Here is a 12,351-nt window from a genome sequence, read left to right on the forward strand (position 1 = left end):
TCTGTTTATACTTTTATTTTTTTTAGATGTTAAAAGCCGTATCAATAATCTGTTGCTGCTCACGTGCATGTACTTTCGCATAACCGGTAGCAGTAGACGCACTTGGATTGCGGCTGATAACACCATAATTGATCTGCTTCAGGTTCATTTGCAGGAACGCGGCGGCACCCATATTCAGCGGCTCTTCCTGTACCCAGAAGAAGGTGGCACCTTTATACTTCTGAGAAATAGCTTCCAGCTGTTTGATTGGCAGCGGATACAGTTGCTCCAGGCGAACAATGGCCACATCTTTGCGGTCATCTTTACCTTGCTTGTCACTCAGGTCAAAATACATTTTACCTGAACACAGTAACACTTTCTTTACCACTGAAGCATCATCGATGAATGGATCATCCAGCACTTCTTTAAATCCTCCCTGTGTAAATTCTTCCGTAGTAGAATAAGCACCCACATGGCGCAGATTCGCTTTCGGAGAGAAGTTAATCAGTGGTTTGCGGAACTGCCAGGTCAACTGACGGCGTAACGCGTGGAAGAAGTTAGCGGCAGTAGTAATATTGGTGATCACTACATTCTCTTCCGCACATTGCTGTAAGAAACGTTCCGGACGGGCATTGGAGTGATCTGGTCCACCACCTTCATAACCATGAGGCAATAACATCACCAGTCCATTCTGCGTAGTCCATTTCTGTTCTGCGCTGGTAATATACTGATCAATCACTGTTTGTGCACCGTTTACAAAGTCGCCGTACTGCGCTTCCCACAATACCAGGCTGTTGGGGTTGGCCATGGCATAACCATATTCAAAACCCAATACACCATATTCACTCAGTAAAGAGTTATAAATTCTGAATTTACCCTGTTTCTCCTGGAAATGACTGAGACGGTTGTAAGTTTCGTTGGTATTTTCATCAAACAACACCGCATGGCGATGAGAGAAAGTACCACGTTTTACATCTTCTCCACTCATTCTAACATCTTTGCCTTCGATCAGGAGACTGGCGTAAGCTAACAGTTCACCGGTTGCCCAGTCTACCTTGCCTTCTTCCTGGTACAACTTGATCTTATCCTGCAGTAATTTGCTCACTTTGCGCAGGGGAACAAAATTCTCAGGCCATTTCATCAGCCCGTCAAACAGGCGTTTGAAATCTTCTTCCTTGATAGCGGTTACCGGGGAAGATTCGAAGTCCTGCGGCGTAGATTTGCGCAGGGCCTGCCACCATTGTTCCGGTTTCTGGTTGGCATACGGCAGCGGATGTTGTTTTACTTCATCCAGGCGGGCCTGTAATTCATCCCAGAATCCTTTTTCCATTTCCTTCGCCAATGCTGCTGCATCAGACTCGCCGTTATTCAGCAGGAACTGGGTATATACTTCACGCGGATTAGCGTGTTTTTCAATCAATGCATACAAGCTTGGCTGGGTGAACTTAGGTTCATCACCTTCGTTGTGGCCATGTTTGCGGTAACAAACCATATCAATGAATACGTCTTCATTGAATTCCTGACGGTAACGGGCAGCCAGCTGTGATACTTTCACCACCGCTTCTGCATCATCGCCATTCACGTGGAATACCGGTGCCTGAACGATAGAAGCTACGCTGGTACAGTAGTCTGAAGAACGTGCATCATCAAAGTCAGTGGTAAAACCAATCTGGTTATTGATCACAAAGTGAATGGTACCACCTACGTAGTAACCTTTCAGTTTGCTCATCTGCTCTACTTCATACACAATGCCCTGACCGGCTACGGCAGCATCACCATGAATGAGGATAGGCAATATTTTGTCGTAATCGCTGTCATAAATTACATCTGCTTTACTGCGCGCAAAACCGATCACAATCGGATCTACCACTTCCAGGTGGGAAGGATTAGGCATCAGTTGCAGATTTACCGGCTTGCCGGATGGAGTGGTTACCTGGGAACGGAAACCAAGGTGATATTTCACATCACCGCTACCCATGGTCATATCCGGTACGGCCAGTCCTTCAAATTCATTGAAGATCTGCTCGTAGGTTTTACCCAGGATATTGGCGAGTACGTTTAAACGGCCACGGTGCGCCATTCCAATCACAGATTCCTGTACACCATATTCTGCGGCTACATTAAGGATAGCATCCAGTGCCGGAATAGTGGATTCACCACCTTCCAGACCAAAACGCTTTTGCCCGATATATTTTGTGTGGAGAAATTTTTCGAAAATAACACCCTGGTTCAGCTTCTGCAAAATGCGGCGGCGCTGTTCCAGTGACAAAGGTTGTGTCATTACTGCCTCAAATTCCTTTTCCAGCCATTTAGCCTTGTCGCGGGCATTGATGTAAGTGTATTGTAATCCTACTGAGCTGGCATAAATCTGGGTCAGATAGGCAACAATCTTTTCGAGGGAAGCTTTGCCGACACCGATGGTAGTTCCTGCAAAGAATTCTGTTTTGAGATCAGCGTCCCCTAATCCAAAGCTGGCCAGATCGAGATTGGCTTTCCTGTCTTTTCTTTCACGAATGGGGTTGGTTTTAGCAATCAGGTGGCCTTTTTTGCGATACGCCTGTATCAGGCGGTATACGCCCAGTTCTTTTGCCAACTGGTCGTCGCTCACAGGCAACGAAGTGCTGCCCCCTGCTACAGGCGCTGATGCTGCCGCCTTGTTGCCGTTTACACTGGATACTGCAAAATCAAATCCTTCGAAAAATTTAACCCAATCCGGGTCTACAGAGTTGGGATCTTTGCGGAAATCCTGATATAACGATTCTATGTAAGCAGGATGTGAGTTGGTGACGAATGAGAAGTCCTTCATTTACAACGAGTTTTGCTGATCTTCAGTTCAAATACTTTTCTGTTGGTCCCAATATATTAATATATGGGATTGCAAATATCGCTCGTTTTTTGATACGCCGGATGGAAAAAATTAGAAAAAATCAACTGATTATCTGTGATGAAAGACCCTTATATTTGCTCTTCGACGGAAAAACTACATTTAGTTTGTTTTCTAAATGGGAAATAGTTACCTTTGCCGTCCGAAACTTGAAATTTGAAAAATGGCAAACCATAAAGCAACGAAAAAAGACGTACGTCAAAGCAGAAAGCGTAATGAGCGTAACCGTTACTACGGTAAAACTACTCGTAATGCCATCCGTGACCTGAAAGCGGTGACTGAGAAAGCAACAGCGGAGAAAGATTTAGCAGAGGTAGCTTCTATGCTGGATAAATTAGCTAAACGTAACGTTATTCACAAGAACAAAGCAGCAAATCTGAAAAGCAAGCTGGCTAAGCGCGTTTTAGCGTTGGCTTAATTGTTTCAGTAACAATATTTACAGCTCTTCCTCCCAAAGGAAGGGCTTTTTGTTTTTCTATTCACTTTCGTATAATGAAAAAAATAGCTATCCTCCTCGCCTGCCTGCTACCGCTACTGTCTTCCGCCCAGGACCTTACTACCCGCTACGAAAAGACAGCCGGTCAGGAAACCGCTACTTACCCGGAAGTCATTCAATACTACCAGCTACTCGCCAAACGCTTCCCCCAAATCCATATGGAGGCCATCGGTTCCACAGATGCCGGATTTCCGCTTCACCTGGTGACCTACTCCCCTCAAAAGGATTTCGACTTTAAAAGTCTCCATAAAAAGAATAAACGCATTATCCTCATCAACAACGGTATCCACCCGGGAGAACCTGATGGGATAGACGCCAGCATGATGATGCTCCGCGACCTGGCCCTCGGCAAAATCAAACTCCCCGATAACATCATTCTTGCCGTTATTCCGGTATATAACATCGGCGGCATGCTGAACCGCTCCCCATGGTACCGGGTAGATCAGAACGGCCCCGATGCCTTTGGCTCCCGCGGAAACGCCCAGAACCTGGACCTTAACCGCGACTTCATCAAAACAGATTCAAAAAATGCCCTCGCCTTCCAGCAAATCTACCAACTCACGGATCCGGACGTATTTGTGGATAACCACGTAAGCAACGGGGCAGACTACCAGCATATCATGACCCTGCTGACCACCCAGCATAATAAACTCGGTGGCGCCATGGGCGAATTCATGAATAAAACATTTGAACCCGGATTATATGCCCTCATGAAAACAAAAGGCTATGACCTCGTTCCTTATGTAAATCATTTTGGTGAAACACCCGACAGCGGATGGGTGGAATTTGCAGATGCTCCCCGCTACTCTACCGGCTATACGACACTGTTTCATACCTTTGGATTTGTACCGGAAACGCATATGCTGAAGCCCTATCCATTACGCGTAAAAGCCACCTACGCCCTGATGGAATGCTTCATACAGTTTACGTCCACACACAGCGAAACGATTAAACAACTGCGCGAACAGGCTAAGCAAACCGCTATTACACAAAAAACATTTCCACTATCGTGGCAATTTGATATGAATAAATATAGCCTGATCACCTTTCGTGGGTTTGAGTCAGGACACAAGCCCAGCGGCATATCCGGCTTACCACGACTATACTACGATCGCACAAAGCCCTACACCAGGCAGATAAAATTTTATAACACCGCCACGGAAGAAAATTTTGTGGAGAAACCACGCGCGTATATTATACCACAAGGCTGGTGGGCCGTTATTCATCTCCTGAAAAATAATAACGTACAGCTGCAACCGTTAGCACATGATACAACGGTGTATGTAGAAGTATATCATATTGCAGACTTCCAGACCAATTCCAAACCATATGAAAAACATTACCTGCACACCAATATAAAAGTGAGCAGCAGCATGGATTCTATCCGTTTTCGCAAAGGCGATGTTTACATTCCGATGGATCAAACGGCCAATCGTTTCCTGATAGAAACACTGGAACCTACTGCTGGTGATTCGTATTTTGCCTGGAATTTTTTTGATGCCATCCTCGCACAAAAAGAAGGTTATTCTCCTTATGTTTTTGAAGATACCGGCGCCGCTTATCTGCAACAACATCCTGAATTACAGGATTCATTAAATAAGAAGAGGGCAAGTGATACCGCTTTTGCAAATAGTGCCAGCGCTCAACTGAATTTTATATACAGAAATTCTCCTTATGCAGAACCGGAATACATGCGCTATCCGGTATATAGAGTAAAATAATTTTGTAAGATGATGGAAGCGGAGATATGAGCGGAACTCGTATCTCCGCTTTTTATTTTTAATTACGCCGTCAGTGACGGCGCAATTAAATTGATAATGAACAGCTCATTTTGTCAATGAACAAAATGAACAATTCATGTTTGTTTGTAACCGTTAAATTCGTGCCCGTTTACACGTTTGCTAGCTATCTTCAATTACGTGATATAAACCTCTTTCTCTCCTCACTAAGCAATCAGAAAAAATTGATTCAACATCAATATCACGTTTATTAACATCCTTCAATTACAACAAATATTAACCACATAAACCATATCAACAATGAAGTTTAATCACCTGCTTAACAGCATTGAAACTACACATGTACATTTCCAGGAAGTAGCCGCCAAAGCTATTAACCGCTCGCTTACCATCCGTAACTGGATGATCGGTTGTTATATTGTAGAATACGAACAGAATGGTGTAGACAGGGCGAAATATGGAACGCAATTATTGGAGCATATTTCCAAAGGATTGCCTGATTTAAAGCTATCTGCCACTAATTTAAAATTGTGCCGACAGTTTTATCAATATTATCCACAAGTCGGAAAAGAAGTCTCTGACGAATTTGAAAAAAATCAACATGCGAATTCGTCAGACACTGTCTGACGAATTACAAACAACTAATAATCAATCAGATAAGATTCATCAGTTAATGCCTCATAAACTAAAATCTTCAAAGAAAAAGATTGGGGCCTCACCAAGTGATCAATTGTTAATCAATCGCGTGCCAGGAAAAAAAATAGTCAATAACCTTTCCTTCTCTCTCATATCTCCTTGCTTCTACGCATAGATGACATATTACGACGCACTTTCTATGAAGTAGAATCTATCAAAGGCAACTGGAGCCTACGGGAACTAAAACGTCAGATCCACACCGGCTATTTCGAACGCATGGGCTTTACCGCCGACCCACAAAAACTTTCCAGACTAGTGCAGCAATCAGCCGAAAGTCCTATAACGCCGGCAGATCTGATTAAAAACTTATACGCTTTTGAGTTCCTCGATCTTCCTCAAAAAGCAATAGAAAAAGAAAGCAAAGTAGAAGAAAAATTACTGGATCATCTGGAGGAATTCCTGCTCGAAATGGGTCATGGCTTTTGCCTCGAAGGGCGACAGAAAAGAATACTGATAGGACAGGAATATTACTTTGTAGATGTGGTGTTTTATCACCGTATCCTGAAATGTCATGTACTGATAGAATTGAAGGTTGGTAAATTCAGTTATGCAGATACAGGTCAACTGACCACTTATCTGAATTATTTCAAGGCAGAAATGACGGAACCCGGCGATAACCCGCCCATTGGTATTTTGTTGGTGACAGAAAGAGACAAAGATGAAGCACTAGCCAAATATGCTATTCCGGCAGGAATGGATCAGCAAATGTTCATTTCTACCTATGCCGTACAACTGCCTACTGTAGAGGAATTGCAGCAGTGCCTGGCAGCAGAACTGAGAAGATGCGAAAACTAAACCCTTTCCAACCGCAGCATTACATGCTGTTCTCCGTAAAAATGATTATAAAATAAAATGGAATTAACAGGCGCAGACAATGACTGCAGCTGGGGAAACCACTGTTGTGGCAGTTGCTGTGCTTTTATTATTTGTGCTGCGAGCCATACACCAAAAGCACCCGCAGTATCATACTCACCACATAAGTGCTTAAAAGATATTTGCGGAACACCCGGATAACAACTATCCAGTTCTTCATAAAAATGCTCATGATGGCTGTCGCCATTACGGCCGGTGATAATCAGATCTGCGCCTGCACTAAAATCTTTCAGGGCAGCAGTCAGCTTGCCTGGCGCAGGTTTATACAGCATTTTAAAACCGGAAATAGCTGCGTAAGTATGGGACGATGGTGTACCGGTGAGGGCAAAAAAAGTAGCTCCTTCTCCTGCAATAGTACCGGGAGACAAATGTTGATACAGCTCCGCGCTGTTCACTGGTGCTTCTTTCCAGAAACCGATACGGCTCTTAATATAAAAATGCTCCGCTGTAATTTCTTCAAAAGCGCCGGTCAATGTATGAGAAGCACCTTCCTGTATCAGCATCATGCTGTCCAGTAATGCATTCTCAAAAGAGAAACCACGGTGTACAAATGTATTGTTATAGGCAGTGCACTTCTGCTGTAGGGCGATAAGCCCATTTACAGAATTGTAGGTAGACTGAATAAATGGAGTAGGATTTAAGGCGGTTTCTTTGTACTCAACAATTTCCTTGATGAACTTCTCGGTATCCTGTAAACTGCCTTTACCGGTGCCGGTAACAATAGGACCAGGTGTATCCAGTCCACTATCCTGTATACATCTGAGCGCAGCAGTCAGCCCTATTTTGAGCACACGTGTCATGCGGCGCAGACTGTTGCCTGGAATAAATGGTTTATAGTCGGGTTCAATACAGGCAAGCAGGTTACTATCTGTATGTATCAGTGGCGCCGAAAAAATATCCCCCTCGAAAGTTAGCTGCGGGGAAATAGCCGCCATTCCTTGTATGTAACAGTTACCCTTCATATTTGCTGATCACCAGGGAAGCATTATTGCCCCCAAAGCCGAATGAGTTTGAAATAACATTATTTACCGGGTGTCCCTCTATCAGTTCCGTTACCGGGCTGATACGCAGTTCCTCCATTCTTTCGGAGAAATTGAGATTAGGGAATATTAACCCATGTTGTATAGCCAAGATAGCATAAATAGCTTCTATTGCACCAGCTGCCGCCAATGTATGCCCTGTAAATGGCTTTGTAGAGCTGAATAAGGGCACTTTGTCCCCAAACAGGCGCTCCAGTGCCTTCCCTTCAGAAACATCATTATTCAGCGTGGCAGTACCGTGTACGTTGACATAGCTTACCTCCTCCAATGATCTGCCACTCATAGCGAGTGCCAGCTTCATTGCTTCATAGGCGCCATCACCTTCAGGTGAAGGAGACGTAGGATGGAAAGCTTCATTGGTATTACAGTAACCGCTCAGTTCCGCCAGAATACGGCTGTTGTTGGCCTTTGCAAAAGATTCACCTTCCAGTACCAGGTAGGCAGCGCCCTCACCCAGATTAAGGCCCGTACGTTGCTGATCAAAGGGACGGCAAAACTGCTTATCCACATTTTTCAGGGAGTTAAACCCATTCAGCGTAAAGCGGGTAAGTGCTTCTGTACCTCCGCATACTACCCGTGGCAGCATGCCCTGCTTAATCATACGTGCACCAAACATCAGTGCGTTGGCAGAAGAAGAACACGCGGTACTAATAGTGGCAATATGTTCTGTGAATCCTACGATGTCGGCTATACGTTGCGTACAATCCGCGCAATCCAGGGTATCTATATATTGTAAAAAAGTACCTGTTTTATCGCGGTCAATAATATCGAAGTATAACTTCTCCGTATCACACATCCCGCCTACTGTACTGGCGTTGATAAAACCGGTGGGAGCCGATTGTACATCCGTGATACCAGCATCCTGCAATGCTTCCCGCATAGCAGCCATCCCCAGTAAAGTAGTGCGGGTAAACCCGTCCTTCACCGGAATACCGGCCAACGCAAACAATGCTTCGCTGGGATGCTTTACTTCCGCTACCGGAAGCACGCTTTTGTAAATAGTATCTATGTAACTGCTATAACCCAGGCCACTGTGCTGTGCCCGCAGGTTATATAAATTTCCGGCTACATTATCACCAATAGCGGTGATCATTCCTACCCCTGTTATAAACACTCTTTCCGCCATGCAGCCAGTTTACTTATGCCGGTTGTTTTGATTCGATAAATTCTGCCATAGACTGAACAGACTGTAAGATCTTACGACCTTCACGTGGATCTTCTACTTTGATATGATACTGTCTTTCCAGCAACACCATCAATTCCAGTGAATCAATACTGTCAAGTCCCAGTCCATCTCCGAATAATGGTGCGTTGTCATCAATATCTTCCGGTTTGGTATCCTGAAGATTCAGCGCCTCGATGATTTGTTCTTTCAGTTTCTTTTTTAATTCTTCCATAATGTTGTAGGTTTATCACCTGTTGTTCACAACAGGCGAATGCCCTTGTGGGGAGTAAAAATACAGTTTTACTATTGTTTTGAAAACATTTATCAGTTCATTCTTCTTTTTTCCACCCACCCGGCTATGGCCAGCATAGCCAATCCTGTGAGTATTAATCTCAACACATTCTTCCATACATAATCAATATCCCCATTGCGGAGGTATACGTCATTGATAGCATCCAGTCCCCAGCTAAGCGGCGATAGATGCCCCAGTAACTGCATCTTGGCTGGCATCACTTCCAGCGGAATCCATATACCACCGATGGCAGACAATATTACGATAGAGATCGCCCCGAAGTTCAATGCCTGGTTAGGCGTTTTAAATATCGTGCCAATCAGGATACCGTAAGCTGTTGCTGCCAGTCCTATTCCCGAAGCTACCAGAACGGTAGCGCCGTGATGGTGTCCCATGACGAGTCTGGGTAAGTCCAGCTGTGGCAATATATAGATACCCACCAACATCATCGCATAAAACTGCAACACGCAAATGCCTACAAAAAACAACATCTTGCCCGCCAGAATAGCCAGGTAAGATCCCGGTATCAGCTTCATCCGCAATAAACTACCGTCTTCTCTTTCCCGGATCATATTGCCTGCAATAGGAATTACGATAAAAAACATGGCAAAGATGCTCCATGCCGGCACATTGTGCTGCACAGAATTGGAGATTACATCCAGCTGTTTACCTGTACCTGTGCTATGCTCCTTTAATCCAACGGCCTGCAGCCGGATCGGTAAAGTATCTGTACTGGCGGCTGTTGAATCTTTACTACGTAGCTGGTGCTTAATGCGGTCCAGCAACATATCTGTTTCCACCTGTGTAAGAAAATTATCCAACGCCTGATGTATAGCCCCTTTGAATGCTTTCTTGGCCGCAGGATCAAAATAAATGATCACATTCAGCGAATCAGCGGTCTTCTTTACCGGTAAAGATACCGACATGCCCATACGCTGGGAAATGTCGTTAACAATACGGTTCGCATTACTGACAATAGCAGCCGTAGCTCCCGCAGGCACAATGATACTGATCTTGTACTTTCCTTCATTCACCAGCTGCTTGGCCCGTTCTGCCGTTATCGGCTGGCCTTCCAGCGAATCAATAATATTAAACTGTCCACCGGATTCAAGCCCTTCTTTTACATAACGACCCAAACGACCGTGGTCATTATCGACCGTTAATATGTCAAATTTGATATCCTGGTAATCTTTAAACGGAGCGTCCTGGATCAGCGCCATCACCGTGATTAATACCAGTGGCATCACAAACAGCAGTATTAATCCTGTTTTATCACGTAACAGCAGTTGCCATTCTTTCCTAATTGTTGCCAGTAATCTTAACATAGCCTTTAGCTCTCTGCTTTAGCTTTTAGTGTTCTTTTAATCTATTTTTCCGGAATTCCATTCTGCTGCTTGCTCGCTAACAACTAATCCCTGACTGCATTACCGGTAAAATGCAGAAATACATCTTCCAGGTTATTGCATGCCGGATGTGCATGAATCAGGGCAAGCGGATTTCCCTGTACAATCATCTTTCCTTCGTCCATAATCACTACTTCTTCACATAATGATTGTGCTTCTTCCAGCAAGTGGGAAGTATACAGGATACTGGCGCCCTGCCGGTTGTAGTCACGCAGAAACTGCAATATCATACTGCGGGATTGCACATCTACACCTGCGGTAGGTTCATCCAGTACCAGTAATTTGGGGTCGTGCAATATGGCGGCGATAATATTTGCGCGCCGCTTCATGCCACCGGAATATTTATGAATCTCTTTATGTGCGCTCTTCTCCAATCCAAACAACTCCAGGTAATGCATAATTTTTTGCTGCAATGCCTTTCCTTTGAAACCATACAGGTTACCAAAGTAAGTGAGGTTTTCTACTGCCGACAGTTGCGGATATAATGCAATTTGCTGCGGAACAATACCAATAATCTGCTTAATGGCTTCCCTGTGTGCAGCATCCTGTTTTAAGCCATGAATCACTACTTCTCCGCCGTCTCCACGTACAATGCCACACAAAATAGAAATAGTTGTTGTTTTACCTGCTCCGTTAGGTCCCAGCAAACCGGCAATCTTTCCTTCCCCAAACTGAAACGTAAGTCCTTTCAATGTGGGCTCCGCGCTTCCTTTGTAGGTTTTATATAATTCATTAACTGATATGCCGGACATCATTTCATTCGATATTTTTAATTACCACTTCACCTGTGACAGTTTCTTAAAGAAAACATCTTCAGAAGCAGCGCATTCCAATAGCATTTCACTGAGTTCTTTATAAGAAACATTATCCGCCGATCTGCTTTTGCATACACGGCCAGCCGCAAATGCAAAATTACGCCAGAGGTCACCGGTTTTGGTAAGCTCACCTGCCAGTTTACTTAGTTCATCTTTTTTCAACATCACTGCTGCTTCCTGTAAAAATGCAGCATACAGGAAACGGAAGCCTGCACCGCCGGTACCYATCTCTTCCTGCATACGGATAATATTTCCCAGATACAGGGTGGCTTTACGATCACCCGGATTTTCTGCATAATTACGTACCCTTTTAGAGAGGAAACGGATACCTTTTACTCCAAACATGGGGATCGGCACCTTCAGCATAAAATGACAGGCCTGTTCAATGCCCGCCCTGATCGGCTTTTCAAAAGAGGCGGTTGCAGGTACATGTACCGGATAATACATCTTCCCTTTAGGGGCCGGAAATCCTTTGGCAAAGCGTGCCTGCACCAGGCTTTCCGGATCAATGGTGGTAACGGTATCCATTACAGGATCACTTACCAGGTATTGTCCGTCCTCTTTGCCATATACTACGAGGTTATGTGCATTAAAATGGAAACGATAGGAAGCAGGAAAGTAAGGCAGATAGTAAACACTGGATTGTAATCCAACAGGTATACCTGCTTCAATAACTTTGTCCAGTGCGGCCATGCCTTTTTCCGGCGTAGAGAATTTTTCAGATTCCATTCTCACACCCAGGCGCTTACATACCCGTTGAAAAATGGCCCCCGGCCATATCCGGTAGGTAGTACCAGGCACACCATTCACCTTTACAAAAGGAAGATGTCCGAAAAATATACCTGCGCCAATACCAAATGCCATCGGCTCACTGATCTGTAAACCGTAATGTCCCAGCAGATTTGATATTACTCCACTTTCGCAATGTGCCGTCTGCGTGTGTTGGAAGAAAGAATTACTCATAATATT

At 44.5% G+C, this 12,351-nt stretch carries 11 protein-coding genes; 4 read left to right on the forward strand and 7 right to left on the reverse strand.

Features of this window, described 5'->3' with window-relative positions; all coding sequences use genetic code 11:
- Window positions 1–22 precede the first annotated feature (22 nt).
- Window positions 23–2,785 (reverse strand): 2-oxoglutarate dehydrogenase E1 component, encoded by a 2,763-nt coding sequence (locus AC1DP6_RS08535; protein WP_477022951.1) that lies wholly within the window; start codon window positions 2,783–2,785, stop codon window positions 23–25.
- Between the two features lie 241 nt (window positions 2,786–3,026).
- On the opposite strand from AC1DP6_RS08535, the gene rpsT reads away from it, so the two are divergent.
- The 4 genes from rpsT (at window position 3,027) to AC1DP6_RS08555 (ending at window position 6,589) form a co-directional block, all read left to right on the forward strand.
- Window positions 3,027–3,281, forward strand: coding sequence for a 30S ribosomal protein S20 (gene rpsT, locus AC1DP6_RS08540; protein ID WP_331968888.1), 255 nt, complete (start codon window positions 3,027–3,029; stop codon window positions 3,279–3,281).
- 74 nt (window positions 3,282–3,355) lie between these two features.
- On the forward strand, window positions 3,356–5,080 hold the full coding sequence (locus AC1DP6_RS08545) for a M14 family metallopeptidase (protein WP_477054457.1): 1,725 nt from the start codon (window positions 3,356–3,358) through the stop codon (window positions 5,078–5,080).
- 318 nt (window positions 5,081–5,398) lie between these two features.
- Window positions 5,399–5,725 (forward strand): DUF1016 N-terminal domain-containing protein, encoded by a 327-nt coding sequence (locus tag AC1DP6_RS08550; RefSeq protein WP_477054458.1) that lies wholly within the window; start codon window positions 5,399–5,401, stop codon window positions 5,723–5,725.
- 168 nt (window positions 5,726–5,893) lie between these two features.
- Window positions 5,894–6,589 (forward strand): PDDEXK nuclease domain-containing protein, encoded by a 696-nt coding sequence (locus AC1DP6_RS08555; RefSeq protein ID WP_477054459.1) that lies wholly within the window; start codon window positions 5,894–5,896, stop codon window positions 6,587–6,589.
- Here the strand turns inward: AC1DP6_RS08555 and AC1DP6_RS08560 are convergent.
- The 6 genes from AC1DP6_RS08560 to darH form a co-directional block, all read right to left on the reverse strand.
- Complete coding sequence (locus tag AC1DP6_RS08560; RefSeq protein ID WP_477054460.1) at window positions 6,586–7,602, reverse strand: beta-ketoacyl synthase chain length factor; 1,017 nt, start codon at window positions 7,600–7,602, stop codon at window positions 6,586–6,588. The two genes, AC1DP6_RS08555 and AC1DP6_RS08560, sit on opposite strands and share 4 nt — an antisense overlap.
- Window positions 7,603–7,618: 16 nt before the next feature.
- Window positions 7,619–8,833: a beta-ketoacyl-[acyl-carrier-protein] synthase family protein gene (locus AC1DP6_RS08565; RefSeq protein ID WP_477054461.1), complete on the reverse strand. Its 1,215-nt coding sequence runs from the start codon at window positions 8,831–8,833 to the stop codon at window positions 7,619–7,621.
- Window positions 8,834–8,846: 13 nt separating this feature from the next.
- Entirely contained in the window at window positions 8,847–9,104 is a 258-nt protein-coding gene (locus AC1DP6_RS08570; protein WP_441573737.1) for a phosphopantetheine-binding protein, read from the reverse strand.
- A 92-nt stretch (window positions 9,105–9,196) separates the two neighbouring features.
- A complete protein-coding gene (locus AC1DP6_RS08575) occupies window positions 9,197–10,489 on the reverse strand; it encodes an ABC transporter permease (protein WP_477054462.1) in 1,293 nt (430 codons plus the stop codon).
- 83 nt (window positions 10,490–10,572) lie between these two features.
- Complete coding sequence (locus tag AC1DP6_RS08580; protein WP_477054463.1) at window positions 10,573–11,322, reverse strand: ABC transporter ATP-binding protein; 750 nt, start codon at window positions 11,320–11,322, stop codon at window positions 10,573–10,575.
- Between the two features lie 18 nt (window positions 11,323–11,340).
- Window positions 11,341–12,345 carry a BtrH-related acyltransferase DarH gene (gene darH, locus AC1DP6_RS08585; protein WP_477054464.1) on the reverse strand — a complete coding sequence of 335 codons (1,005 nt, stop codon included), beginning with the start codon at window positions 12,343–12,345 and terminating at the stop codon, window positions 11,341–11,343.
- Window positions 12,346–12,351: the final 6 nt, after the last annotated feature.

This window comes from Chitinophaga sp. 01L420 (assembly GCF_056399985.1).

Bases quoted from the DNA above. Each gene is read 5' to 3' on its own strand.
- AC1DP6_RS08535 (WP_477022951.1), bottom strand. From the start codon at position 2,785: ATGAAGGACTTCTCATTCGTCACCAACTCACATCCTGCTTACATAGAA.
- rpsT (WP_331968888.1), top strand. From the start codon at position 3,027: ATGGCAAACCATAAAGCAACGAAAAAAGACGTACGTCAAAGCAGAAAG.
- AC1DP6_RS08545 (WP_477054457.1), top strand. From the start codon at position 3,356: ATGAAAAAAATAGCTATCCTCCTCGCCTGCCTGCTACCGCTACTGTCT.
- AC1DP6_RS08550 (WP_477054458.1), top strand. From the start codon at position 5,399: ATGAAGTTTAATCACCTGCTTAACAGCATTGAAACTACACATGTACAT.
- AC1DP6_RS08560 (WP_477054460.1), bottom strand. From the start codon at position 7,602: ATGGCGGCTATTTCCCCGCAGCTAACTTTCGAGGGGGATATTTTTTCG.
- AC1DP6_RS08565 (WP_477054461.1), bottom strand. From the start codon at position 8,833: ATGGCGGAAAGAGTGTTTATAACAGGGGTAGGAATGATCACCGCTATT.
- AC1DP6_RS08570 (WP_441573737.1), bottom strand. From the start codon at position 9,104: ATGGAAGAATTAAAAAAGAAACTGAAAGAACAAATCATCGAGGCGCTG.
- AC1DP6_RS08575 (WP_477054462.1), bottom strand. From the start codon at position 10,489: ATGTTAAGATTACTGGCAACAATTAGGAAAGAATGGCAACTGCTGTTA.
- AC1DP6_RS08580 (WP_477054463.1), bottom strand. From the start codon at position 11,322: ATGATGTCCGGCATATCAGTTAATGAATTATATAAAACCTACAAAGGA.